The 25,218-nt window shown below is 65.0% G+C and carries 25 protein-coding genes; 9 read left to right on the forward strand and 16 right to left on the reverse strand.

Annotation, left to right across the window (positions count from 1 at the left end):
* The first annotated feature begins 3 nt into the window (after positions 1-3).
* Together proC and ACLV74_RS06220 are read left to right on the forward strand one after the other, a co-directional pair.
* Positions 4-849 carry a pyrroline-5-carboxylate reductase gene (gene proC, locus ACLV74_RS06215; protein ID WP_411878495.1) on the forward strand — a complete coding sequence of 282 codons (846 nt, stop codon included), beginning with the start codon at positions 4-6 and terminating at the stop codon, positions 847-849.
* Positions 850-989: 140 nt separating this feature from the next.
* Positions 990-1,214, forward strand: coding sequence for a hypothetical protein (locus tag ACLV74_RS06220; protein ID WP_411878496.1), 225 nt, complete (start codon positions 990-992; stop codon positions 1,212-1,214).
* A 73-nt stretch (positions 1,215-1,287) separates the two neighbouring features.
* On the opposite strand, the gene ubiA is transcribed toward ACLV74_RS06220, so the two are convergent.
* The 4 genes from ubiA to recG form a co-directional block, all read right to left on the reverse strand.
* Complete coding sequence (gene ubiA / locus ACLV74_RS06225; RefSeq protein ID WP_411878497.1) at positions 1,288-2,145, reverse strand: 4-hydroxybenzoate octaprenyltransferase; 858 nt, start codon at positions 2,143-2,145, stop codon at positions 1,288-1,290.
* A gap of 241 nt (positions 2,146-2,386) precedes the next feature.
* Positions 2,387-2,887: a Dps family protein gene (locus tag ACLV74_RS06230; protein WP_411878498.1), complete on the reverse strand. Its 501-nt coding sequence runs from the start codon at positions 2,885-2,887 to the stop codon at positions 2,387-2,389.
* A 91-nt stretch (positions 2,888-2,978) separates the two neighbouring features.
* Positions 2,979-3,974 carry a LysR substrate-binding domain-containing protein gene (locus ACLV74_RS06235; RefSeq protein WP_411878499.1) on the reverse strand — a complete coding sequence of 332 codons (996 nt, stop codon included), beginning with the start codon at positions 3,972-3,974 and terminating at the stop codon, positions 2,979-2,981.
* Between the two features lie 57 nt (positions 3,975-4,031).
* On the reverse strand, positions 4,032-6,182 hold the full coding sequence (recG, locus tag ACLV74_RS06240) for an ATP-dependent DNA helicase RecG (RefSeq protein WP_411878500.1): 2,151 nt from the start codon (positions 6,180-6,182) through the stop codon (positions 4,032-4,034).
* A 17-nt stretch (positions 6,183-6,199) separates the two neighbouring features.
* On the opposite strand from recG, the gene queA reads away from it, so the two are divergent.
* The 6 genes from queA to ACLV74_RS06270 are packed head-to-tail and all read left to right on the forward strand — an operon-like array spanning position 6,200 to position 12,812.
* On the forward strand, positions 6,200-7,261 hold the full coding sequence (gene queA, locus ACLV74_RS06245) for a tRNA preQ1(34) S-adenosylmethionine ribosyltransferase-isomerase QueA (protein ID WP_411878501.1): 1,062 nt from the start codon (positions 6,200-6,202) through the stop codon (positions 7,259-7,261).
* A 22-nt stretch (positions 7,262-7,283) separates the two neighbouring features.
* The gene (gene tgt, locus ACLV74_RS06250) at positions 7,284-8,447 is read left to right on the forward strand and encodes a tRNA guanosine(34) transglycosylase Tgt (protein WP_411878502.1); all 1,164 of its coding nucleotides are present in this window, start codon (positions 7,284-7,286) and stop codon (positions 8,445-8,447) included.
* Positions 8,447-9,694 carry a glycosyltransferase family 9 protein gene (locus tag ACLV74_RS06255; RefSeq protein WP_411878503.1) on the forward strand — a complete coding sequence of 416 codons (1,248 nt, stop codon included), beginning with the start codon at positions 8,447-8,449 and terminating at the stop codon, positions 9,692-9,694. Before tgt ends, ACLV74_RS06255 begins: the two co-directional genes overlap by 1 nt.
* A gap of 16 nt (positions 9,695-9,710) precedes the next feature.
* The gene (locus ACLV74_RS06260) at positions 9,711-10,238 is read left to right on the forward strand and encodes a GtrA family protein (protein ID WP_411878504.1); all 528 of its coding nucleotides are present in this window, start codon (positions 9,711-9,713) and stop codon (positions 10,236-10,238) included.
* On the forward strand, positions 10,225-11,988 hold the full coding sequence (locus tag ACLV74_RS06265; protein WP_411878505.1) for an ArnT family glycosyltransferase: 1,764 nt from the start codon (positions 10,225-10,227) through the stop codon (positions 11,986-11,988). The genes ACLV74_RS06260 and ACLV74_RS06265 overlap by 14 nt, the downstream gene beginning before the upstream one ends.
* Positions 11,989-12,023: 35 nt before the next feature.
* Positions 12,024-12,812: a distant relative of cell wall-associated hydrolase gene (locus ACLV74_RS06270; RefSeq protein WP_411878506.1), complete on the forward strand. Its 789-nt coding sequence runs from the start codon at positions 12,024-12,026 to the stop codon at positions 12,810-12,812.
* 11 nt (positions 12,813-12,823) lie between these two features.
* Here the strand turns inward: ACLV74_RS06270 and ACLV74_RS06275 are convergent, their stop codons facing one another.
* The gene (locus ACLV74_RS06275; RefSeq protein WP_411878507.1) at positions 12,824-13,306 is read right to left on the reverse strand and encodes a hypothetical protein; all 483 of its coding nucleotides are present in this window, start codon (positions 13,304-13,306) and stop codon (positions 12,824-12,826) included.
* 227 nt (positions 13,307-13,533) lie between these two features.
* Between ACLV74_RS06275 and ACLV74_RS06280 the strand changes: the two genes are divergently transcribed.
* Positions 13,534-14,535, forward strand: coding sequence for an aldo/keto reductase (locus tag ACLV74_RS06280; protein WP_411878508.1), 1,002 nt, complete (start codon positions 13,534-13,536; stop codon positions 14,533-14,535).
* 6 nt (positions 14,536-14,541) lie between these two features.
* Here the strand turns inward: ACLV74_RS06280 and ACLV74_RS06285 are convergent, their stop codons facing one another.
* From ACLV74_RS06285 to ACLV74_RS06335, 11 genes are all read right to left on the reverse strand, one after another.
* The gene (locus ACLV74_RS06285) at positions 14,542-15,624 is read right to left on the reverse strand and encodes a serine endopeptidase (protein WP_411878509.1); all 1,083 of its coding nucleotides are present in this window, start codon (positions 15,622-15,624) and stop codon (positions 14,542-14,544) included.
* A gap of 37 nt (positions 15,625-15,661) precedes the next feature.
* Positions 15,662-16,468, reverse strand: a complete 807-nt coding sequence (locus ACLV74_RS06290; protein WP_411878554.1) for a DUF2145 domain-containing protein — start codon at positions 16,466-16,468, stop codon at positions 15,662-15,664.
* A 19-nt stretch (positions 16,469-16,487) separates the two neighbouring features.
* Positions 16,488-16,943: a hypothetical protein gene (locus tag ACLV74_RS06295; protein ID WP_411878510.1), complete on the reverse strand. Its 456-nt coding sequence runs from the start codon at positions 16,941-16,943 to the stop codon at positions 16,488-16,490.
* Positions 16,944-16,972: 29 nt separating this feature from the next.
* Positions 16,973-17,437: a YiaA/YiaB family inner membrane protein gene (locus ACLV74_RS06300; RefSeq protein ID WP_411878511.1), complete on the reverse strand. Its 465-nt coding sequence runs from the start codon at positions 17,435-17,437 to the stop codon at positions 16,973-16,975.
* Between the two features lie 128 nt (positions 17,438-17,565).
* Complete coding sequence (locus ACLV74_RS06305; protein ID WP_411878512.1) at positions 17,566-18,525, reverse strand: alpha/beta fold hydrolase; 960 nt, start codon at positions 18,523-18,525, stop codon at positions 17,566-17,568.
* Positions 18,526-18,574: 49 nt separating this feature from the next.
* Positions 18,575-19,612, reverse strand: coding sequence for a hypothetical protein (locus tag ACLV74_RS06310; RefSeq protein WP_411878513.1), 1,038 nt, complete (start codon positions 19,610-19,612; stop codon positions 18,575-18,577).
* Positions 19,609-20,487 (reverse strand): methyltransferase domain-containing protein, encoded by an 879-nt coding sequence (locus ACLV74_RS06315; RefSeq protein WP_411878514.1) that lies wholly within the window; start codon positions 20,485-20,487, stop codon positions 19,609-19,611. Before ACLV74_RS06315 ends, ACLV74_RS06310 begins: the two co-directional genes overlap by 4 nt.
* 15 nt (positions 20,488-20,502) lie before the next feature.
* The gene (locus ACLV74_RS06320) at positions 20,503-21,867 is read right to left on the reverse strand and encodes an FAD-binding oxidoreductase (RefSeq protein ID WP_411878515.1); all 1,365 of its coding nucleotides are present in this window, start codon (positions 21,865-21,867) and stop codon (positions 20,503-20,505) included.
* Between the two features lie 27 nt (positions 21,868-21,894).
* Positions 21,895-22,251: a DUF805 domain-containing protein gene (locus tag ACLV74_RS06325; RefSeq protein WP_411878516.1), complete on the reverse strand. Its 357-nt coding sequence runs from the start codon at positions 22,249-22,251 to the stop codon at positions 21,895-21,897.
* Entirely contained in the window at positions 22,248-24,206 is a 1,959-nt protein-coding gene (locus ACLV74_RS06330) for an MFS transporter (protein WP_411878517.1), read from the reverse strand. The genes ACLV74_RS06325 and ACLV74_RS06330 overlap by 4 nt, the downstream gene beginning before the upstream one ends.
* A complete protein-coding gene (locus tag ACLV74_RS06335) occupies positions 24,203-25,114 on the reverse strand; it encodes a hypothetical protein (protein ID WP_411878518.1) in 912 nt (303 codons plus the stop codon). Before ACLV74_RS06335 ends, ACLV74_RS06330 begins: the two co-directional genes overlap by 4 nt.
* Positions 25,115-25,218 lie beyond the last annotated feature (104 nt).

Genomic DNA, 25,218 nt, shown 5'->3' on the forward strand with positions numbered 1-25,218 from the left:
CGCATGACCCCCTCTTCCACCACCTCCCCCACCCGCATCGAACACATCGCCTTCGTGGGCGGCGGCAACATGGCCAGCGCCATCCTGGGTGGCCTGATCAAACAGGGCCTGCCGGCCGGCCAGATCCAGGTGGTCGAACCGTTTGCCGAACAGCGCGCCAGGCTCACCCAGCAATTCGGCGTGCAGGTGCATGAAGGCCCGGGCGCTTGGCTGGCCGCCGCGAGCCTGGTCGTCTGGGCCGTCAAGCCGCAGGTCTTCAAGGATGCGGCGCTGCAAACGCGCTTTCACACCAAAACCGCTCTGCACCTGAGCGTGGCGGCCGGCGTACGCTCCAGCAGCATCGCGCGCTGGCTGGGCACCGAGCGCGTGGTGCGCGCCATGCCCAACACGCCGGCGCTGGTCGGCAAGGGCATGACGGCCCTGTTCGCGCGCGAAGCCGCCACCGATGCCGACAAGCTGGCGATTGAAAAAGTGCTCACGCCCACGGGCGACTTCCTGTGGCTGGCCGAGGAAGCCCAGCTCGACGCGGTGACCGCCCTGTCCGGTTCAGGCCCGGCTTATGTGTTCTATTTCATCGAGGCCATGATCGAGGCCGGCACCGACATGGGCCTGCCCCTGGCGCAGGCGCGCCAGCTCGCGATCGGCACCTTTGTGGGCGCCTCGGCCCTGGCGCAGGCCTCGGACGAGCCGCCGCAGGAGCTGCGCGCGCGCGTCACCTCCAAAGGCGGCACGACTTACGCTGCGCTGACATCCATGGAGCAGGACCGCGTCAAGATGCAATTCATGCGCGCCATCCACGCCGCCCGCCAGCGCGCCGCCGAGCTGGGCGACGAATTCGGCGGCGCCTGATCCGCCTGCAGAGCCGCGTCAACCGCCTGGCAAGGGCAAACGTTGAACATGGGCGTACGTGCAGCTTGTCTTGATCCACACCCTGTGGGACACCCCGGCAGCATCCGCGTTACAACTTTTTCCAACATCCGGAGCCTCACATGAACAAACTTCTGTCCACCCTCATCAGCGCAGCCGTCCTCGCCATGCCCCTGGCCGTGATCTCCACGTCGGCATCGGCCCAGGCGCCTGCCGCTGCACCCGCAGCAGCTCCCGCTGCCGCGCCAGCCGCCGCACCTGCGCAAAAAGCAGCCCCCGCCACCAAGGCAAAGGCCAAGAAAGCCAAGCGCAAGAGCAAAGCCAAGGCCAAAAAAGCCGCCGTCTGATCAGCCTGCGCTGACGCAAAAAAGCCCGCTTCGTGCGGGCTTTTTCATGGGCGCCTTTGTGCAGCTTTCGCTATCAACGCCCCAGATAAGACAGCGCAATGCCCGCGAACAGCGTAAAGCCCAGCCAGTGGTTGAGGCGAAAAGCCTTGAAGCAGTCCTCGCGTTCGCGCCTGCGGATCAGCCAGCCATGCCACAGCGCCTGCAGCAGGGCCGCGCCCAAGGCGATCCAATAAAGGGGCGACCGCGCGATGTCCGCCAGGGCCCAGGCCCAGATCACCAGGTAAGCCAAATAGCAAAACATCACCGCCGCCACGTCAAAGCGGCCCAGCGTGATGGCCGAGGTCTTCATGCCGATTTTCAGGTCGTCGTCGCGGTCCACCATGGCGTATTCGGTGTCATAAGCCACCACCCAGAACAGGTTGCCCAGCAGCAGCACCCAGGCCAGCAGCGGCACACGCGACTGCACGGCGGCAAAGGCCATCGGGATGCCGAAGCTGAAAGCCACGCCCAGCACGGCCTGCGGCATGGACACATAACGCTTGGCGAAAGGGTAGGCCAGCGTGATGGCCAACGCGGCGAACGACCAGGCGATGGTGGCGGTGTTGGTCGTCAGCACCAGGCCGAAGGCCAGCAGCGCCAGCACGGCGCCGACGATCAGCGCCTCACGCACCGACACCGCGCCGCTGGTCACGGGCCGCTGGGCCGTGCGTTTGACGTGGCGGTCGAAGTCCCGGTCGGCCACGTCGTTGACGCAGCAGCCCGCGCTGCGCATCAGAATGGTTCCCAGCGTAAAAACGGCGATCAGGTGCCAGCCCGGAAAGCCGTGCGAAGCCACCCACAGCGCCGACAGCGTGGGCCACAGCAGCAGCAACCAGCCCGCCGGACGGTTCCAGCGGATCAGCTGAAGGTAAAGAGCCCCCACGCTTTTCACTTTGTGTAATGCGCGAGGCCTTGCAGGCCGCGGCTCGCGAGACGCTTCGCCTCTGTCGCCCGTCCAAGCCTGCGCAGGCAGGCTTGGAGCCGCGGACTCCAGCCCCTCAGGGGCGCTGCGCCTGCGGCCCGGCAAAGCCGGTTCCGCGGCCCCTGCTGGCGAAGAAGCGTCCCTCGCGCTGTTTTCCTGCAACGGTGCTGATCTGCCGTTATCAGCCTCGTCTGAAACGCGCATGCAAGACTCACTCCTCAAGCAGCGAGCGCAGCATCCAGGCGGTTTGTTCGTGCACGGTCAGGCGCTGCGTCAGCAGGTCGGCCGTCGGCTCGTCGCTGGCCTTGTCGGCCAGGGGGAACAGTTCGCGCGCGGTACGCGCAACGGCCTCATGCCCTTGCACCAGGATGCGCACCATTTCAAGCGCCTTGGGCGGCACGACGGGCACGTCGGGAATCGAGGCCAGCTTGCTGAACTGGGCATAGGAGCCCGGCGCGGGATGGCCCAGCGAACGGATGCGTTCGGCGACCGGGTCGACCGCGGCCCAGAGTTCGGTGTACTGCGTCATGAACATCAGGTGCAGCGTGTTGAACATCGGCCCCGTCACGTTCCAGTGGAAGTTGTGGGTGGTCAGGTACAGCGTGTAGGTGTCGGCCAGCAGGCGGCTCAGGCCCTTGGCGATGGCCGCGCGGTCTTTTTCGCTGATGCCGATGTTGATGGAGGGTGCGGGTTTGGCGGAAGTCTTGGCCATGGTGTTTCCTTTTTTGAAGATTCAGCGACAACTTTACGAAATCAGGGCGGGCGCCGCAACAGCCGCGCTTTATGTCCGCCATAGGCGGTATTTACGACAGGCGGTTCACGCCGGGCAACTCGCAGGCATAGATCGCATTGCGCAGAGCGGCGATCGCTTCATAGCGCGTGAAGCTGCGCCGCCAGGCCAGCACCACGCGCCGGCTGGGCACCTCGCCTTCGAAAGGCAGGTATTTGATGAAGGAAGGCTGCTCGGCCGCACCGTTGCGAACCGGGGCGGCCTTTCCTTTGGCGGTTTTTCTGGCGGCGGCCTGTTCCAGCAAGGCCTCTTTGGGAACGCCCAGGCGCGGCACCAGTGTGATGCCCATGCCCGCGGCCACCATGTGCTTGATGGTTTCCAGGGAAGAGCCTTCAAAACTCTTGCGTATGCCCTCGGTGCTGCTGGAAAAGCGCGCGAACTCGGGGCAGACCTCGAGCACGTGGTCGCGAAAGCAGTGGCCGGTGCCCAGCAGCAGCATGGTTTCCTTCTTGAGTTCCTCGGCCGTCACGCCCTTGAGCGCGGCCAGCGGGTGCCCGCTGGGCACGGCCGCCATGAAGGGCTCGTCATAGAGCGGCGCGATCGCCAGGTTGGCATCGGGGAAGGGCTCGGCCAGGATGGCGCAGTCGATCTCGCCGGTGCGCAGCTCTTCGAGCAGCTTGACGGTGAAGTTCTCCTGCAGCATCAGCGGCATCTGCGGCGTCATCGCGATCGCCTGGCGCACCAGGTCGGGCAGCAAATAAGGGCCAATCGTGTAAATGACGCCCAGCCGCAGCGGGCCGGCCAGCGGGTCCTTGCCGCGCTTGGCGATCTCGCGGATGTTGTCGGCCTGCTCGAGCACGCTCTGGGCCTGGCGCACGATCTCTTCGCCCAGCGGCGTCACGGTGATTTCGTTGGCATTGCGCTCGAAGAGCTTGACCTGCAGCTCTTCCTCAAGCTTCTTGATGGCCACGCTGAGCGTGGGCTGCGAAACGTGGCAGGCATCGGCGCCCTTGCCGAAATGCTTCTCGCGGGCCACGGCGACGATGTATTTGAGTTCGGTCAGCGTCATGGGCTTATTGTGCTGCTTTTCTCAATCGCCGTGCCGCGCAGGTGATCTCAGGCCTGTTCAGGCCTTCAGGTACTCGGCTTTGCCGCCCAGCCAGCGCAGGATGTGCCGGTGCGCAAGCTCCGCATGCCGGTCCAGCATGGAGGGCGCCAGGCTGCGCGCCCAGGCCAGCAGCTCGGTGTCGGTGGCCAGGTCGGCAAAACGCAGCAGCGGCGCGCCGGACTGGCGCGCCCCCAGGAATTCACCGGGCCCGCGGATTTCGAGGTCGCGCCTTGCGATCTCGAAGCCGTCGTTGGTCTCCACCATGGCCTTGAGGCGCTCGCGCGCCATTTCGCCCAGCCGGGGCGCATCGCCCGTCGAATACAGCAGCACGCAGGCAGAAGCCGCCGCGCCGCGCCCGACCCGGCCGCGCAACTGGTGCAGTTGGCTCAGGCCGAAGCGCTCGGCGTGTTCGATCACCATCAGCGAGGCGTTGGGCACGTCCACACCGACCTCGATCACGGTGGTGCTGACCAGCACGCCCATCACGCCGCTGGTGAACAAGGCCATTACCGCCTTCTTTTCAGCCACCGGCATGCGCGAATGCAGCAGGCCGACCATCACGCCGGGCAGGGCCGCGCCCAGCGCTTCGTGCGTTTGTGTGGCGTTGACGAGGTCGATCGACTCGCTTTCTTCTATCAGCGGGCAGACCCAGTAGATTTGCCGGCCTTCGGCGAGCTGGCCGCGTATGCGCGCGACCACCTCGTCGCGCCGCGAGTCGCTGACCACCTTGGTCACGATGGGCGTGCGGCCGGGCGGCAACTCGTCGATGGTGGAGACGTCGAGGTCGGCGTAGTAGCTCATGGCCAGGGTGCGCGGAATCGGCGTGGCGGTCATCATGAGCAAATGCGGTTCCTCTCCGCCCTCGGTCATCTTGCTGCGCAAGGCCAGGCGCTGCGCCACGCCGAAGCGGTGCTGCTCGTCGATGATGGCCAGCGCCAGGTTTTTGAATTTGACCTTGTCCTGGATCACCGCGTGTGTGCCTATGACCAGGCCGGCGTCGCCGCTTTCAATCATGGCCAGCATCTCGCGCCGTTCCTTGGCCTTCTGGCTGCCGGTCAGCCAGGCGGTCTTGATGCCCAGGGGTTCGAGCCAGCCAATCAGTTTGCGGAAATGCTGCTCGGCCAGGATTTCGGTGGGCGCCATCAACGCGCACTGCCAGCCCGCGTCCATGCAGCGGGCCGCGGCCAGTGCGGCCACCACGGTCTTGCCGGCGCCCACGTCGCCCTGCAGCAGGCGGTGCATGGGGATGTTTTTCTTCAGGTCCACCTCAATCTCACCGCACACGCGCTGCTGCGCGGCGGTCAGGCGAAAAGGCAGGCGTTCCAGCAACTGATCTTCCAGCGTGCACTGCGGGCCGCGCATGGGCGGACCCGTGAGCGCCGGCGCGCGCATGGCCGCGCGTATGCGCCTGGCCTGCAGCTGCGACAGCTGCTGGGCCAGCAGTTCCTCGGCTTTCAGGCGCTGCCAGGCCGGGTGGCTGCGGTCTTCCAGCGTGGCGAGCGACACGTCGGGCGCCGGGTGGTGCAGGAACTGCAGCGCCTCGCGCAGGCTCCACAGGGGCTGCGGCAGGCTTTTGCCCAGCACCTCCTCGGGAAGGGTTTCCCGCAGGTCGGCGCGGAACAAGCCACTGAGCACCGCCTTGCGCAGATAGTTCTGCGGCAGGCCGGCCACCGTGGGATAGACCGGCGTCAGCGCACCCGGCAGGTCGCCCTCGGCCAGCCTGAAGCTGGGGTGGATCATCTCGCGGCCGACAAAACCGCCGCGCAGCTCGCCGCGCACGCGCACCCGCGCGCCCACGCTCAGGGTTTTCTGGTGGGCCGGGTAGAAGTTGATGAAGCGCAGCACGCAGGTGTCGCTGCCGTCGTCCACCGTCACGCGCAGCTGGCGGCGCGGGCGGAAAGCGATGTCGCTGTGTGTCACCACGCCTTCGATCTGCACCAGGTCGCCGTCGCGCGCATCGGCCAGGCGCACGATGCGGGTTTCGTCCTCATAGCGCAAGGGTAAATGCAGGGCCAGGTCGATGTCGCGGCGCAGGCCCAGCTTTTCGAGGGCTTTTTGCGCAGGCGATTTGGCAAGGGCCTTTTCAGGCTTGGCCTGCGGCGCGGCTGCGCTCCCGTCCGCAGCCTCGGGCGGAGCGGCTTTTCGGGCGGAGGCACTGGGCGGCGGCATGGGACAATTGTGCCTTCATGAAGACCCATTTCACCCTCGGCGATTTCGATTTCACGCTGCCCGAAGAACTCATAGCCCAACACCCCGCCGCCCAGCGCAGCGCCTCGCGCCTGCTTGACGGGCGCGAAAGCCCGCCGGTGGACCGGCGTTTTACCGAACTCCCCGGCCTGCTGCTGCCGGGCGACCTGCTGGTCTTCAACGACACCAAGGTCGTCAAGGCCCGCCTCTTCGGCCAGAAAGCCAGCGGCGGCAAGCTGGAACTGCTGATAGAGCGCGTGCTGTCGCCGCATGCGGACGAAGGCCATGAGGTCGCCGCCCACATGAAGGTCAGCAAAAAACCGCTGCCGGGCGCGGTGCTGCAAATGGACGGCGGCTTCACCGCCACCCTGCTGGGCCGCTGGCCCGAGGAAAGCGGGCCGCTGTACCGCTTTCGCCTGAGCAGCGACCCCTACGGCCTGATGGCGCAGCACGGCCACGTGCCGCTGCCGCCCTACATCACCCACACCGATTCCGCCGACGACGAGCAGCGCTACCAGACGGTGTTTGCGAAAAACCCAGGCGCGGTGGCCGCGCCCACGGCCGCGCTGCATTTTGACGAGGCCGTGCTGGCCGAGCTGGAGGCGTGCAGCATCCGGCGCGCCAGCGTGACCCTGCACGTGGGCGCCGGCACCTTCCAGCCCGTCAAGGCCGAGAACATCGCCGACCACACCATGCATTTCGAGCGCTTTGAGGTGCCTGCTGCAACGCGGGAGGCCATTGCCGCCTGCAAGGCGCGCGGCGGCCGCGTGGTGGCCGTGGGCACGACGACCGTGCGCGCGCTGGAGTCGCATGCCAAATTCGGCCCCGGGTGCGACGACACCAACATCTTCATCACGCCGGGCTATGAATTCGCCGTGGTCGACCTGCTGCTGACCAACTTCCACCTGCCCAAAAGCACGCTGATGATGCTGGTCAGCGCGTTTTCGGGCTACGAGCACATCATGGCGCTGTACCGGCATGCGATTGCCCAGCGCTACCGCTTTTTCAGCTACGGCGACGCCATGCTGTTGGCGCGCAAAAGCCCTGCGAAACAGCCTTAAACACACCTGCGACAATCACGAGATGCTCGATTTTGAAGTTCTGAAGACCGACGCCCCGGCCGGCGAAGGCGCCGGCGCCTACCTCGGCAGCTACGCCCGCCGCGGCAAACTGACGCTCAACCACGGCGTGGTGCAAACCCCCATCTTCATGCCGGTCGGCACCTATGGCACGGTCAAGGGCGTGATGCCGCAGTCGCTGCACGACATGGGCGCGCAGATCATCCTGGGCAACACCTTCCACCTGTGGATGCGGCCCGGCCTGGACGTGATGCAGCAGTTCGGCGGCCTGCACAAGTTTGAAAGCTGGAACAAGCCCATCCTGACCGACAGCGGCGGCTTCCAGGTCTGGTCGCTGGGCGAGATGCGCAAGATTTCCGAAGAAGGCGTGAAGTTCGCCTCGCCCGTCAACGGCGACAAGCTGTTCCTGACGCCCGAAATTTCGATGCAGATCCAGACGGTGCTCAACAGCGACATCGTGATGCAGTTCGACGAATGCACGCCCTACGACACCAAGGGCCACATCACCACCGAAGGCGAGGCGCGCAGCTCCATGGAACTGAGCCTGCGCTGGGCCGGCCGCTGCATCGCCGAGTTCAACAAGCTGGAGAACCCCAATGCGCTGTTCGGCATCGTGCAGGGCGGCATGTTTGAAAACCTGCGCCAGGAATCGCTGGACGCGCTGGTCGAGCTGGACCTGCCCGGTTACGCCGTGGGCGGCGTCAGCGTGGGCGAGCCCAAGGAAGAAATGCAGCGCATCATGGCGCACACGCCGCACCGCCTGCCGGCGGGCAAGCCGCGCTACCTGATGGGCGTGGGCACACCCGAAGACCTGGTCGAGGGCGTGGCCGCCGGCGTCGACATGTTCGACTGCGTGATGCCGACCCGCAATGCGCGCAACGGCCACATGTTCACGCGCTTCGGTGATTTGAAGATCCGCAACGCGCGCTACAAGACCGAAGACCAGCCCGTGGACGCGACCTGCACCTGCTACACCTGCAAAAACTTCTCGCGCGCCTACATGCACCACCTGGATCGCTGCGGCGAAATGCTGGGCCCCATGCTGTCCAGCATCCACAACCTGCATTACTACCTCAACCTGATGCAGGAAGTGCGCGACGCGCTGGACGCCGGCCGCTTCGGTGAATTCACCGTACAGTTCCGTGCCGACAGGCAACGGGGCGTTTGATGAACATCAACCTGCAACGATGGATAGACCGCTGGGCCGGCATTCCGCTGTGCGCGGCCGTTTCCGCCGTGGACGCCGTTGCGCGGCGCTTTCGCAAGGATGACAAGGCCGCTACCGCGCCCCGCGCCATCGTGGTGATCCTGCTGTCGGAAATGGGCAGCCTGGTGCTGGCCCACGAAATGTTCGCGCAGCTCAGGCAGCGCTACCCCGGCGCGCCGCTGCACGCCCTGCTGTTCGGCAAGAACCGCGAAATCCTGGACCTCATGAAGGTGGTGGACCCTGCCCATGTGCACACGGTGGACGACAAGTCGCTGGGCGGCCTGCTGTCCAGCCTGTGGAAGGCGATTGGCGAGCTGCGCCGCGCGCACGTCGACGTGGCGATCGACTGCGAGCTGTTCTCGCGCATCAGCAGCCTGTTGTCGTATGCCAGCGGCGCGCGCATCCGCGTGGGCTTTCACCGCCACACGCAGGAAGGCCTGTACCGCGGCTCGCACATCAACCGGCCCGTGCCCTACAACCCGTATCACCACATCAGCGCGCAGTTCCTGACGCTGGCGCGCGCGATTGATTCCACCGCCGTACCCAAATCCAAGCTGCCGGCCAACCTGGCGCTGACGGGCGCCGGCAAAGCGCCGCCGCACGTGCAGCTGGACGCATCGCTGGTGCCCGGTATCCAGGCGCGCCTGGCACAGGACTTTCCCGCGATTGCCGGCAAGCCGCTGGTGCTGGTCTACCCAGGTGGCGGCATTTTGCCGATACGTGCCTGGCCGCTGGAGTCTTACACCGCGCTGTGCCAGGGCCTGGTGGCCGACGGTTGCGCGGTGGCCGTGATCGGCCTGAAGGACGACCAGGCGCTGGCGCGGCAACTGGTGGCCAATGTGCAGGCCGCCTTCCCGGCCAGCCCGACCGGTTCCGTGATCGACCTGACCGGCTACACACGCTCAATTTCCGAGCTGCTGGCGCTGTTCCATGTGGCGCGCCTGCTGGTCACCAACGACGGCGGGCCGGGGCAGTTCGCGGCGCTCACGCCGATCTGGACGCTGATGCTGTTCGGCCCGGAAACGCCGGGCCTGTATGCACCGCTCACGCCGCAGTGCCATTCCTTCTACAGCCAGTGGCCCTGCTCGCCCTGCCTGACCGCCTACAACCACCGCTCGTCTTATTGCGACGGTGACAACCAGTGCCTGAAAGTCATCGCACCCGAAGCCGTATTGGCCAAATCGCGCGAGTGCCTGGCAGCGCCCTGACGCCACACACACACCGATGTCCACACTCCGATCCTTTGCCGAGGCCGTCATCCGGCGCCTGCCCGAGCGCCTGCAGCCCATGGTGCGCTGGCGCTTCATCAAGTTCGGCGTGGTGGGCGCCAGCGGCACGGTGGTCAACCTCGCGGTGCTGTACCTCGCGCAGGAATTTCTGTTCCGCCACATTGCGGATTTCCACGACCGGCTCAACTACTCCATCGCGCTGGCGATCACCGTCGCCACCATCAGCAACTTCTACTGGAACCGGCGCCTGACCTGGCGCGACCGCAAGCACGAAGCCCACCATTCGGCGCTGTTCCTGTTCTTCAAGTACGTCATGGCAGCGGGTCTCGCCATCGTGCTGCAGTCGCTGCTGACCAAATGGCTGGCCCTGTACATGCACTACCTGCTGGCCAACGTGCTGGCCATCGCGCTGTCCAGCGTCTGCAATTTTGTGGCCAACGACCGCATGACATTCCGCCGCCGCAAGGCCAAAATTGTGGCCACAGACGAAACCCCTTCGCCCGACGTCCATGACAAGCCTTGAGTCCCTGAAAACCCGCCTGCCCGCCCATCGCGTCTGGATAGGGCTGGCCATCCTGGTCGCGCTGGGCTACCTGTTCGGCCTGGCGGGCGACCACATCCCTCGCAACGGCGACGAACTGGTCTATGCCCACATCGCGCGGCTGACGGCGGAAACCGGCAAATGGCTGCCGCTGGTGAGTTCTTACGACTTCATGCGCAACACCAAGCCGCCCGTGCTGTTCTGGCAGGCCATGGTGGCCGGCGGTTGGGGCGATCACTGGACGCTGCTCAACCTGCGCCTGCCCAGCATTGCCTATACCTGGGCGACTGCCCTGATGACCGCGTTGCTGGCCTGGAAGATCGTCCTCGGCGAAGCCGCACCGGCCGACCGCCGCCGCCATGCGCTGGCCATGGGCGCCCTCGCGGCCATCGTCTACCTGTCCTTCTTCAGCACCTACCGCTACGGCCGGCCCTACCTGACCAGCGCGCCCGAAACCTTCTGGCTGTTCGGTGTGTTGTTTGCGCTCGCCTGGTCGCCGGCCAAACTGCTGGCCTCGCGCTGGGCGTTTCCGCTGCTCGCCGGGCTCGCCATCGGCATAGGCTGCCTTTACAAGTCTTTTGTCATGGTGGTGCCGGTCGGCTTTGCGCTGGCGCTGTGCTACCAGGTGCTGGGCGCGCGCAAGGCGCCATGGGACGTTTTCCGTCGCGGTGTCGTGGTCGACGGCATCAAGGTGGCGGCCATCTGCCTGCTGGCCCTCGCGATTTTCGGCCTGTGGTTTGCCATAGACCCGCAGCCGGGCGAAGTCTGGCGCGAATTCGTCGTCGGTGAAAACGCCGGCAAGATGAACTCGTCGAAGGGCTACTTCGCCATCGCCTTCAGCGGCAGCAGCGGCATCCTGACCATCCTGACGGGCTATTACTCCAACGCCTTGTTCCTGCTGCCCGTCGCGGTCGGCTGCACCTGGGCCGCGTGGAAGGCCTGGCGCCAGCGCCGGGGCACGGCACAAACCATCAGCGACACCGAAAAAGCCCTGTGGATCTGGCTGCTGGCCTTCGCGCTGGTGTTCATGGTGCCCACGCAGCGCTCCACGCGCTACCTGATTCCCGCGATGCCGGCCCTGGCCGTGCTGATCGCGCTCTACTGGGAACGCATCGCGCGCATCTGGTTCAGCCTGACCCTGGTGATCTGCCTCATAGGCGCGCTGGCCATGGGCCTGATCGGCTACGGCGGCGTGCGGGCCACGCAGGATGCCTGGCTGTTCTCGCCGCTGTACTGGATCTTCCTGGCTGGGCTGGCCGTGGCCTGCGTCGCGGGCATGTTCAAGCCGGCATGGACGCGCCCGGTGACCGCGCTCAGCAGCTTTGGCGTGCTGTTCGCGCTGGCCTGGGTCACCGCACCCTTCAACGGCGACATGGGCCGCTTCCGGGCGGAGACCAACGCCTTGCTCAAAGGCCAGGCCGTGTCGGTGCCCAGCAACTTCAACGGGCATTTCGAGCGTTACGAGTTCATCATCCCCGGCGCCAAAATCGTTCCCTATTTCGCCGCGCAGCCTGTCGATTACCAGGACGTGGAGGCGCTCTTCAAGACCACGCGTTACGCGCTGGTGCAGCGCCGCGCCGGGCAAAAGCCCTGCGAGCAATGCCGCGTCATCGACGAGCGCTGGGACTTGCGTTCGCGCCAGGATGAAAAGGAAGGCACACTGGGCGCCTTCAAGTCGCCCGAGACCTTCTGGTACGCCAAGGAATACCTGGTCGAGCGAGCGGCTCCTTGAACCACCCTCCCTGCAAGTTTCACAAAGGAAGTTCCATGACCCGATTCCCGAGGTTTGCAGGGGTTTTCGCCCTCGTGGCCATGCTGGCGCTGGGCGGCTGCGCCACGGCCATCAAGCCGCATGAGACCACAGGCGCGCCCACGCTGGGCTTCCAGAACATGGCGCTCAACCCCGGCAATGGCGGGGAGCTGATAGGCGCCGACGCGCTTTTGCCCGGCGACATCATCCTTACGGCCGAAAACGGCATCAACTCCATCGGCATCCGCCTGATCACGCTGTCGCCCGTAAGCCATGCGGCGGTCTATATGGGCAACCGGCAGATCGCCGAAGCCGTGGGCTCGGGCATACGCATCCGCAGCGTGTCGGCGCTGCTGGACGACGAGGCGACGGTGGTGGCCTTTCGCCATCCCGACCTCACCTCGGGGCAGGCCGTGCAGATCAACACCTTTGTGGCCAGCCATGAAGGCAAGAAATACAACTACGTCGGCGTGATGCTGCAGGCCCCGTTCGCGCTGGAGCGGCGCATGTGCGAGCTGCCGCTGGTGCCGTCCATGGTGCGCGACTTCTGCATACGCGGCATTGCGGCCGTGCAGCTGGGCCTGGGGCGCAACGACCAGTTCTTCTGCTCGCAGTTCATCCTGGAGGCGTATCGCAGCGCGGGCCTGCCGCTCACCGACGCCGACCCGCGCCTGATCAACCCCGGCGACCTGCTGCACATGCGGGAGGGCGACGTGCCCTCCATCATGATTCACAAGCCGCTGCGCTACGTGGGCCACCTCAAGGCGGCCCCGCAGGTCGCGGCTGCGGAGCAGCTGGGACAATAAGTCCCTGAGGCTTAGCCGCCCACGTGCATGGTGAACTGCGCGCCGTTGGACAGTTTGCACTGCCCGGTGCCCATGGTGGACGAGTTCATCTGGTAGCGGCAGCTGATGTAGCTGCCCCGGCTGCCGGAGCCGTTGGCCACGCCTTCACGCACGGATGAGCCCGCGATGCGCGTGGCTTCCCCGTTGAAACTCTCACCATTGATGTTGGTAGTGAAAGTGCCGCGCCCGTTCATGTCGTTGGAGACCACGGCGCCCACCATGCCGTAGGCCTGGGCGATGTCGTTGGACGGATACAGCCGCGCCGCAAAGGTCGTGCTGGCCGGCATGGCCGGCGTGACATACACCGTGGAGCTGACCGGCGGATGGCCGGGCTGCACCGGCACGACGTAGCAGCCCGTCAGGGCGGTGGCGCCCAGCACCGCGGCGGCCAGGGCCGTGCGGCGAGACAACCGTGAGAGGCGTGACAGGGAGAACAGGGAAGAATTGATCTTCATACATAACCCGAAGGCCCAAGCACATGCTTGTGGAGGCAGTGTGCGGCGGGATATCAAAAAGGTTGCATTTAAAGATACAAGATCACCCAATGGATACGACAAGCATCAAAATCGGATACTTCATCGAAATTCGCCAGTAACTCAGCGCCAGCCAATAGCCGACACACAGCACAAAGACCCAGGCTCAGGCACCATCACACCTTCCCTCACTTCTGCGCAAGATGACCATGCAATACCGCCGCCTCGGAAACAGCAACCTCAAAGTCTCCGCCCTGTGCCTGGGCACCATGATGTTCGGCAAGCAGACGCCTTTTGAGGAGGCGGCGCGCATCGTGGCTTCGGCCCGCGAGCACGGGCTCAACTTCATCGACACCGCCGACGTCTATAACCAGGGCCAGTCCGAGAAGGATGTGGGCAAACTGCTGGCCGGCCAGCGCCAGCACTGGGTGCTGGCCAGCAAGCTGGGCAACGCGGTCAGCGAGAACGTCAACGAGAGCCACTACTCGCGCCGCTGGCTGGTCCAGCAAACCGACGCCATCCTGGCGCGCCTGCAGACCGACTACCTGGACATCCTCTACCTGCACCGTGATTACCACGAAGAAAACCTTGAGGAAGCGGTGCGCGCGCTGGGTGATTTGATACGCGCGGGCAAGCTGCGCAGCTTCGGCCTCTCCAACTTTCGCGGCTGGCGCATCGCCGAGGTGGTGCGCCTGTGCAAGGAACTGGGCGTGCCGCAGCCCGCCGTGTGCCAGCCTTATTACAACCTGCTCAATCGCGGCCCGGAAGTCGAGATCCTGCCGGCCTGCGGCCACTACGGCCTGGGCGTGGTGCCCTACAGCCCGCTGGCGCGCGGCGTGCTCACGGGCAAGTACCCGCCCGGCCAGGCGCCCGCCGAAGGCACACGCGCCGGCAGCGGTGACAAGCGCATCCTGGAGACCGAGTTCCGCGAGGAATCACTGGTGATCGCGCAGAAGATCAAGGCGCGCTGCGAAGCCAAAGGCCAGGTCCCCGGCCAGTTCGCCGCGGCCTGGGTGCTGGCCAACCCGCTGATCAGTTCGGTCATCGTGGGACCGCGCACCTTGCCGCACCTGGAGGACGTCTACGGTGCGGTGGACCTGGTGCTGGACAAGGACGACGAAGATTTCGTCAATGAACTCGTTGTGCCCGGCCACGCGTCCAGCCACGGCTACAACGACCCGGGCTACCCCTTCTTCGGCCGCCCCGTCTGAATCGGCTCAGAGCGCCGGCGCGTCGTCGGCGCCGGTCTGCGGCAGCTTCAGTTTTTTGTCCGCCGTGCTGCCGCAGGCGTGGCAGAACTTGGCGAACGCGCTCTTGCGCGTTGTGCATTTGAAGCAGTGGTCGAACAGGCCTATGCCGCAATGCGGGCAAAAATCGATTTCCGCGTTTTTCAGGTCCACCGTCCGCTCGCAACCGGGGCACACGCTTTTTGACAGGCGCGTGAGCGCCGTGTCGTAGCTCAGTTCCTCGCGGCGCTGCGCGTCGGGCAACTGCTCGGCCAGCTTCTGTTTTGCCAGGTAGCGGTTCAGCGAGACGATGGCCTGCCGGCCCACCAGCGCCGTGACGACGATGCCCACGATGTAACGCACATAACCGCCATAGCTGGGCAGGTAAGGCACCAGCTCGACGAAGAAGGCGAACACCGCGAAGAAGATAAAACCCCAGACAAAGGGCCAGTAAGTACTTTTGCGTTTTTTCGCGAACAGCCAGCCGGCCGCCACCAGCAACGGAAGCGTCAGGGCCAGGCGGTACAAGAAGACGCGCAGTTCCACGCGCCGGTATTCGGCGTTGAGTTGCAGCTGCGCGGCCTCTTCCATCTCGCCGAGCTTGCGGCGTTCTCGCGCGGCGCCCTGGCGCGCATCGAGCGCGGCCTGCTGCTGGGCTTCGACGGCCACGCCGGCCGCGCGTTCGCGGTCCTTGAGCACGTCCAGCGCGCGCGTGCGCGACAGCAGCTCGGTGTCTTGTTCCGCCAGTTGCGTGGCGCGCCGCGTGGACAGCCAGTTGTCGAAGGTCTCGCGTGCGGCGGCCGAATCGGCCTGCGCGGCGCGGCGCTTGAGCTGGGCCTGGTCCAGCGCGGCCTGGGCATCCCGCTCGGCGATCTCAGCGGCCTTGATGGCGTTGCGCGCCGCATTGCTGGCGTTCGCATCCATGTAGTCGTCGAGCGAAAGCTGCTTCTCGACCTTGGGCAGGTCGCCCACCACGGTGCCGCCCAGCCCGATCAGGAAGCCGGCAAACACAAAAGCCACCAGCCAGAGGCCGCGGTGCATCCATTTTTCGGTCAGTCGCAAAGTATTGGCCATGCTTATCTCCGGTTGCTGAACATCACAAACACATCGCTCACAGCTTGATCACAGACACGGGCTTGCCGTCCGTCATGCGCGCGCGCTGCAGCCAGTCAAACACCGAGTCCACCGTGACGGTTTCAATACGGTCGGAAAAGCGCTTGTCGTTGGGGTGGTCGTCAAACGCGACATTCGCCGCGGTCACGCGGCCGCCCAGCCGGGTCAGGGGCCCCAGCTTGAGCGCCGTGGGCTCGTAGCCCTTGAACTGCAACCAGGCCTGCGCTTTTTCGCGTGTGGTCACGCCAGGCTCCGCGGCGGCGGCCATGGTTTCAATCGCCCACTGGTTGGACTGCTGGTATTTGCGGCCCCAGGCATAACTCACGATGCTGTAGGGCTTGTGGTGCATGGCCGTCAGGCGCACCGGGTCCTGCAGCAAGGCCAGCAACTGGTCTTGCGCTTGCGGCGCGGGCGCCACCCAGGCCGCTTCGAAGCGCCACAAGTCATCGAGGAAAAACTCGCCCAGCCCCTGCCGGTAGACCGCCGAGTCGCTGGTGCCGCAGCTGTTGAGCTTGTGCACCACGCGCCAGGTCATACCGCCCTGCCCGTCGGGCAGCTGGTAGGCCAGGCCCAGGTGCGAATAGCGGATGCCGTACTTGCCCAGGTCCTGGCCGGCGCGCGCCAGCAGCACGACTTTTTCGCCGCTGGCGTTGAGCGAAGCCAGGGTTTTTTCGGCCAGCGTCATGGCGCGCTCGACCGTCTGCGGCGTGGTCTTACGGGCTTCGCAGGAACGCCCCGCGTGGGCGGCCGGTGCCGCGCCTGTGAAAACGCTTGCCAGCAGCAAGGGCAAAAGGGCTTTGAAGATTTTCACGGTGCGGTTTCCTTTATTGCGTCAGGCGTTCGTTGTGCAGCAGGGCGCGGCCCAGCGCATTGGGAATAAAGGCAATCGCCTCCCCGGCCGCCGACAGCACCACGCCCGCGCCCACCACGCTGACCGTCACGGCCGTGCCGACCACCATGGACGCGCCGGCAACGCCCTTGCCCACCACCTCGATGCTGGCGCGGGCGCCGTCGGAGGCGCGCTCCAGCACATACACGGTTCCGCGGGCCGTGCTTTCCACGGTCTTGATCACCAGCACGGCGCCCGCCGTGGACAGCACGACCGGAATGGCGACCACGGCACCCGCGGCGGCGCTGGCGCCGGCCACAACGGAGGCCACCGGCAGGGCCGACACGGCGCTCAGGGCTGAGGCTTCGGACTGGGCCTGCGCATTGAACGTGGCGCCTCCCGCCAGGGTGAAGCAGGCGGCGATCCAGTAAGCGGCAAATCGGTTTTTCATGATGACTCCTTGTTGTGTGTGCAGTGTGTTTATTCGTTGGCGGCGTTGTTGCGCGCGGGGCGGCCCAGGCGGGCTTCGCTGAGGTCGGCCTCGTGGCGGTCGCGCAGGGTCTTGGCCAGCGTGAAGCTGCAGGTGATCAGGTAAAGCCAGCTCACGCCCAGGAAAGCCTTGTAGGTTTCATTGACCTCCATGCGCCACAGTCCCCAGCCCGTCAGCGACATGGCCAGCAAGAAACCGCCCCACACCACCAGCTTGAACATCGGCGTGTCGGCCAGCTTGCCTTCGGCCTTGCTCTTCTCCTGGTCGCGCACATACTTGGCCAACACAAAGGCCGCCGACAGGCAGAAGAAATAACCCATGACCATGAAGGCGCGGTCCAGGTCCTTACCGGGCAGGTAAGACAGGCCCACGGCGCACAGAAAAACGGCGATCAAAAAAGAAACCCAGACCTGCAATTGCCAGGGTTTGGAGTCACGGTGTATCAGCGTCTGCATAAAAACCTTCGCGGTTGTTGGGGTGCCGCTACTGTGCGGCCGACGCCCCAAAATTGACGCAAATGACAATACAGTTCTTCAAAAATAACCGACAAGTATTGAATTTCGATACTTTCTATCCCTCCAGCCTAGGGATGCCGCAGTATCTCGGCCATGCGCAGATTGAACAGGGCCGGATCTTCAATTTGCGGAATGTGCCCGACGCCGGGTAGCACCAGCAGGCGTGATCCGGCGGCCAGCCTCTGCAGCGTCCGGGCCTGGTACAGCGGCGTGATCGTGTCCTCCTGCCCCCAGACCAGCGTCAACGGCATGGGCAGTTTGCGAAAGCCTTCAGGCCTCTCGCTGAGGGACTTGCCGCTTTCACCGGCAAACTGCGCTGCCCAGTCACCCAGGCTGGCGGTGAAGCCGTCCAGCACAAAGGGCTCACGGTAGATCGCGGTGCGCGAAGGCGTGACGACTTCCTTGCGGGCCACGAACTTGCGCAACCAGAATTCACTGAACAAGGGCTGGGTGCCGACCGTGGCAATGAGGGCCGTGCGCAGCGGGCGAATGCCGAAGAGGCCCGCCACTACGCCGCCGCTTTTCGCCGGCGCGGGATTCTCCACCAAGCCGATCGCAGCATCGACGAGGATCAGATGGCGCACGCGATCCGGTTGCAGCATGGCGGCTTCGGCCGCGGGGCCGCCGCCATAGGAGTGGCCCAACAGCGTCACCGGGCCCAGCTTCAACGCGTCGATCAGACCGATGATGCGGCGCGCCTGCGCGGCACGGCTGTAGTCGCGCGCGGCGGGCCGCGTGCTGAAGCCGAAAGGCGGCAGATCGACCGCAATGACGCGGTAGCCCGCGGCGGCCATGGCCTGCACGTTCTGGTCCCAGGTGCCGCTCCAGGCGCCGGTGCCATGGGTCAGGACCAGCGGCGGCGCGGCCGGGTCGCCGAACTCCTGCACGTAGAGCTCGACATCATGCGCATGCAGCCAGCGCCCTTGCGCGGGCGCGGCCTGGCGCGGGCCGCGGTCTTCGACCCACAGCATGCGCGCCCACGAAAAAGCCACAACCAGCAACAGGCAAGCCACCAGCGCAACGAGCACACGCCAAGGGTAAAAAAACCAGCGGCGCCCCGGCTTCCGCTCACGCCGCCTAGTAGTCAAAAACATGCTCTATCTGCAGCTTGCCGGCTTGCCACTGGCGCAGCGACTCGGCAAGGTGTTGAACAGGCACCGTCAACACGACCCGCTGGATCCCGGGCCGGGTGAGGATGGCCTGCTTCAGCAATGGTGTGGCCGGGCTGGCGGGTTCCCAGGCGTCAGGCGCCAGCACGCTGACCAGAATGAAGGAACTATTGCCCGCGATCTCGCTGAAATTGACACCTTGCATCGCCAGCGCCTGCGCATAGCTCATGAAAGCTTCATAGCGGGGAATAGTGACCAGCGCCGAGCCGTCGGGCGTCGGCGAGAGCACCTTCAGTTCCGGCAACGCGGCATCAGCGCGCGGCACAGGCTTTGCCACCACGGCTGTGACCGGCAATGGCGCGTCGTAAATCGTCTGCGTGCCCAGCTTGATCAGCCGGGCATAACCCGCCTTGACCAGGTATTCGGTCGTAAGCGCAAAGCGGCGCTCCCACTTGCGGGCCATGTCCGGCCCGGTGAGAGGCACATCACGCCAGAGGCCTGCCAGCGCCTTGTCGAAGTCATACAGGTACCAGGGCTGCACGCGGATGAACCGTACATAGTCCTGCGCAACGCCGGCCGCATGCCTGTCCTCGGGCGTGGGCCGGGCGGCCAGCGATTCGGCGAGCCGTGCGATGAGCGTTTCATACGCGGACTTGACCGCATACTCCACCGTCGTGCTGGTGCCTATCACCATGATCATCAGGTGGTAACCCGGATTGAGGTCGAGCCCGCGGCGGCGCGTCTCGTCGAAGACGGCCTTGTAGCTTTCCCAGAACTGGCCGATATGGCCATAGAAAGGAAAGCGGCTGGGTGCGCCGGCGCCTATGAACTCGCCGTACTCATAGGGGCTGAACACCAGGAACCACTCGGGGTAAGTGAGCAGTGTCTGCTCGACGCCGCGCACGTGCTCGGGCCCTGCCAGCGGCGCAGGACCGGCGGCCGGCGCCGCACCGACGAGCGCAGCGAATGCACATGCAACCGTGAGATTGCGCAGCCAGCGCCTCATGCGACAGCCTCGCCGGATTTGATGAACGCCAACAGCACGTTGTCGGAAGGATCATGCGCCTGCAACTCGCGCTTGCCGCTGTCCTTCAATCCGCGTTCACCAAGGTAAGCAACCCATTCGGCGACAGGCCGGAAGTGGCGTAACTCCCGCTGATTGGTTTCCCATGCACCGTTCAGGCCGGCATTGAAGACCGTGTGTACCAGTGAGACAAACGTGAACATCTCGGGCGTCGTGACGTCATGGTCGCGCAGGATGAACATGCCGCCCGGTTTAAGCACGCGCACGATGGAGGCAACAAATGCATCCAGCTTGTCCAGGGGGCAGTGGTGCAGGCCGATGTAGCAGGTCACCAGGTCCACACTGGCATCGGGAAGGCTCGCCGGCAGCGGGTCATGGTCGTTCATCGGCACAAAATCGCCGATCTTGAACAGGCCGCCGCGCTCCGCGATGTCCACCGGCGAGTTGGTGGGCGCCACATCATTGACCAGGGTGATGGGGCCATTGACTTTGATGCGCTTCCTCAGCTCGCTGATATAGCGGCCGGTGGAGCCGATCTCCACATAACCGTCAATCTGCTTTTTGCCGCCCAGGAGCCGCTGGGTCTGGTCGGCCATTTCCTTCTTCTGTTTGAAGAGCGCCGGCAAGGCCAGGGTCAGGTCCGCCATGAAGGGTTTGATCTTCGGCAACTCACGCTGGAGCCTGCGGTAAATGGCTTCGTCGTTGTCGAGTTCGGCCGAGGTGTTCTTGATCAGCGTGTGAAACCGGTCCTCGGGATAAAGGCGGTAGATGTTCTGCAGGAATTTGTAAAAACCGTCGTGCCAGCGAGGGACACTGAAAACGGCACGAAATTCCGAGGCTTGTGGGGTAGTGGTCATGGCAGGCCCTGTCGTTCAGGTGTTGGAGTCGTTCAGTGTGGGCGCGTAGTATTTGTCCCAAAGGACATTGCGCAGGCGAAATTGCGGATCGAGCTTGCGTTTCAGCGCGAACAGCTCTTTGGCCCGCGGATAGGCGGCATGAAACTGCTCCGCCGTTGCATGCGGCTGGTAAGGCAGGTAGTAGCTGCCGCCGACACTGATGGCCGCATCAATCAGCTCGCGCGTCCAGACCGAGACGCGGTTGATCGCGTTGTCCCGGGTGCGCTGCTTGTAATAAAGAACAAACGCAAAGGTCTCACCCCTGGCCCATGCCAGGAGGGTGCCGGGGTCCTGCCGTGCATGCCGCACCGACACGTTGAGTGCATTGACGCGATATCGCTGCAGGATTTCCGCCATCATCGGCACGAAGTCGTCAAAACGCTCCACCGGAATGAAGTACTCCTGCAATACATAGGTCGTGTACTTGCGCGAAGCCGGCTCAAGCTCCGCCACGTCGTAACCCGCCTCGAAGTTGCGCCAGTGCACCTTGCGGAAAAAATATAGGAGCGGGTCGATCAGGTATTCGCGTCGCCATTTCCCCAAGGGGGTTTCGGTCACGGCCCATACAAAATAGCGGTTCACGGGATAGGTTTCGCCGCCTTGCTGCAAACGCCTTGACTCGGTGGTGGCTTCGTCGGTGCGCGCCCAGGTGACGGAACGCACCTTGCGGTAGTGCGGCGGGTAAAGGTCGGCATTGTGGAAAACCGCGTCCTGAAAATACCTGACCTTGGCCTTGAAGTGGCTGATGTATTCGGCGGCACTCATCTTGCGGGCCAGCCGCTTGACCTTGGTGTTGTCCGCCAGGTCCAGTTCGGCCTCAACGATCACCGCCACACCGCCGTAGCCGCCGATCACGGCATAAAAGAGTTCCGCATTGACGGAAGGCGAAGCGTCCTGCACGCTGCCGTCGGCCAGAACCACCCGGATTTCGCGCACCGACATCACCACGGCACCCAAACCCATGTAGCGGCCATGGCAGTTCACGCTGAGCGCGCCGCCGACCGTGAAGTTTGCATAGGTCTGCATGATCTTGACGGCCAGGCCGTGCGGATCGACAAAACGCTGGATGTCGCACCAGCGGATACCGGCCTGCACGCGGATCACCTTGTCCTGCGGAAAAAATGCGATGACCTGGTTCATGTCGCGCATGTCCAGGTGCAGGCTGCCCGGGCTGGCAGTCTGGCCGCCCATGCTGAAGTGCCCGCCGCCCACGGACAGCGGCCCGTCGGTGCGCCGTATGGCGTCGGCCACGTCGGCCGCGGTTTTCGGTTTGCTGATGGCCCAGACCGCCACCGGGTTCAGGCCTGTGACGTCGTTGACGATCAATGAGTTCTGCTGCATTCCCCTGCCCCCTCTTTTTTTGACGCTTTACCGGACCACGAGATAGTCGCCGCGCGGCAACAGCGGGTCCGGGCCCCAGCGGTTGCCTTCGGGAACGCCGCGCCGCAAGGCCAGCTGCCAGACCAGCCAGAGCGCCCCCGCCACGGGGACCACTACAAGCAGCAACCACCAGCCGGAATAATTCCGGTCATGCAACCGCCGGATGCAAAGCAACACCAGCGCCGCCAGCGCGGGCAGGTTGACGATCCATGTCAGTACGCTTGCCGTAGAACTGCCGAGTGCGCTCCACACCAGATAAAGCACACCCCAGACGACAAGCCCGTGAAACCAGAAACCTCCGCGGGACAAGCGCCCTTGCGCCTTGAAAAACTGAAGCGATTTCATATGCCTCCCTGTTGAAAAAGCTGTTCGACTTCGGCGCGCAGGCTCTCAGGCGCCACTTTTTCAGCCGCCAGGGGAGCACCGACGTTCAAGCCTACGCGACTGAAGAGCCCACGGCGAAACGGCTTGACCATCGCCGTGCCTTTTTCGACGCGGCTGAAGAAGGATCCCCACAGATTCGTCAGCGCCATGGGCACGACCGGCACCTGCAGGCCGTCTCGCTCGGCGTTCTCCAGGATCTTCATGATGCCGCCCTTGAAGGCCTGCAGTTCGCCGTTCTTGGTGATGCCGCCTTCCGGGAAGATGGCCAGCAGGTCGCCGTCGCGCAGCACCTTGGCGGCCGCTTCGAAAGCCGCTTCGTAGAGCGCCGGGTCTTCGGTGCGCGGCGCGATCGGGATGGCCTTGGCCAGGCGGAACAGCCAGCCCAGCACCGGCATTTTGAAGATGCGGTGGTCCATCACGAAATAGATGGGGCGCGGGCTGGCGGCCATCAGCAGCACCGGGTCGACAAAACTGACGTGGTTGCAGGTCAGCACGGCCGCGCCCTGCGCCGGGATGTTGTCGTCGCCGGTGATCTTGAAACGGTAAACCAGGCGCGAGGAAATCAGCGCGACGAAACGCAGCAGGTACTCGGGCACCAGCATGAAGATGTAGAAAGCCACCACCGCGTTGGCCAGGCCCACGAAGAGGAATATCTGCGGAATGCTGAAGCCGGCCTTGAGCAACGCGCCGGCCAGGATGGCGCTGACGATCATGAACAGCGCATTGAGAATATTGTTGGCCGCGATGATGCGGGCGCGGTGCGTGGGCTGGCTGCGCAACTGGATCAGCGCGTACATGGGCACGCTGTACAGGCCGGCGAAGAGGCTCAGCAGCGCCAAGTCCAGCATCACGCGCCAGTGCGCATGCTGCGCCATGAACTCGCCCAGGCTCATGACGGGCACGGCGGGCAGGCCGCGCGAGGCGAAATACAGGTCCACCGCGAACACGCTCATGCCGATGGCGCCCACCGGCACCAGGCCGATCTCCACATGGCGCTTGCTGAGCACTTCGCACAGCAGCGAGCCGGTGGCGATGCCGATGGAGAACACCACCAGCAGCAAAGAGGCTACCTGCTCGTTGCCGTGCAGCACTTCCTTGGCGAAACTCGGGAACTGGCTCAGGAAGACGGCGCCGAAAAACCACATCCAGCTGATGCCCAGCATGGAGCGGAACACCACCACGTTGCCGCTGGCAAGCTTGAGGTTGCGCCAGGTTTCCGTGACCGGGTTCCAGTTGATCTTGAGGCCCGGGTCTGTCGCCGGCGTGAGCGGAATGAACTGCGACACCAGCCGGCCGACCAGGGCCAGGGCGACGCAGGCAATCGCCACATAGTCGGGCCCGACCTGCGGCACGGCCACCATCAGCCCGCCCACGACCTGGCCCAGCAGGATGGCCACGAAGGTGCCCATCTCGACCATGCCGTTGCCGCCCGTGAGTTCGCGCTCGTTGAGCGCCTGCGGCAGGTAGGCAAACTTGACCGGGCCGAAGATCGTGGAGTGCAGCCCCATCAAAAAGGTGCAGCCCAGCAGTACAGGCACCTGCACGTTGGCGTTGTCGCTCATGAAGCCGACGGCCGCGATCAGCATGATCACCACTTCGAGGTTTTTGACGAAACGGATCACGCGCGTTTTTTCAAACTTGTCGGTGAGCTGTCCGCTGGTGGCCGAGAACAGCAGAAACGGCAGGATGAACAGCGCGCCTATCGCCAGCCCGGCCAGCGCCGGCGGCAGCCAGCTCACGCTGAGCTGGTAGGTCACCATCACGGTGAAAGCGAACTTGAAGAGGTTGTCGTTGGCCGCGCCGGAAAACTGCGTCCAGAAAAAAGGCGCGAAGCGGCGTTGCTTGAGCAGCGCGAACTGGTTCGGGTGCTCGTGAACAGGCGGCGGCGACACCGGTGCGGCCATATCAACACTCATGCTTGACTCCTCGTTTCGGTTGTTGTGCGGCGGGCTCTGCGCCGGGGCGCCTGGCCTGCTCTGTTCTTTGACGGTGCACTGGATTCTGCCCTGAATTTCCGGGCGGCCAGCAGGGCCATGAAGACGGGCCAGGCGGCGCAGGCGGCCACCACATGCTTGAGGCTGTGGCCCGACACCAGCTGGCCCGTCCATTCAAAGACGGCGTGGTCGCCCAGCTCCAGCAGCTTGGCCAGCGCATAAATTGCAATCAGCACAGCCCAGCGGACCGGCAACTCCCGCGCCTGTGCGGGCCGCAGGCAGGCGAAGCCCAAGATCAACACCATGCCGCCTCCCTGCAACACCGCCCAGGGCAGCACATTGCCGGTCAGCGACCAGGCATGCACCGACAGTGGCCCCAGCACCAGCACCGCCGTGGCCAGCGCCATCCCGGCGCGCACGCTGACGGCCTGCATCGCCGCCAGGCCCAGCAGCCCGGCAAAGGCCAGCACCATGCCGCCCCGGTCCCAGACCAGGCCCGCGTCGCCGGGCTGCAAATGGTAGGCCGCGGACACCGCCGCCGTCACCCACAGCCCGCCAAAGAACAAGCCGGCCATGGCGGCCGTTGCGGCATCGACCGCGCGCACGCGCACAGCGCGCAGTAGCGCCCACCCACCCACCATGCCCCACAGCGCAAACGGCAGGTTGCTGAGGACGTCCATCGCGTGCGGCAGCCAGCCCCAGTTGCGCTGGTCGGCAAAGTCGTGGTACTGCGAAGGTTGCGCCACCGAAGGCCCCAGCAGCGCCGTTGCCAGCAATAGCAGGAACACGCCGGCAAGCAGGCATTCGCGGCGCCAGACCAGGGCAGCCGGGCGCGCGTGCCACGGGAGAGGCTCGACGCGGCGGTGAAGAATGGGTGGGATGGATGGCATGTGCAAGCTCCTCTGTATGTCTATGAGTGAGCCGCACTGTGCGGGGCGGGCATGGCCGCCAGCATCAAAATTCAGCGCGGTGGAGCCCCATCGAACCGGAAGTA

It is taken from the genome of Polaromonas sp. YR568 (assembly GCF_943369415.1).
In the GTDB taxonomy this organism is placed as follows: Bacteria; Pseudomonadota; Gammaproteobacteria; order Burkholderiales; family Burkholderiaceae_C; genus Polaromonas.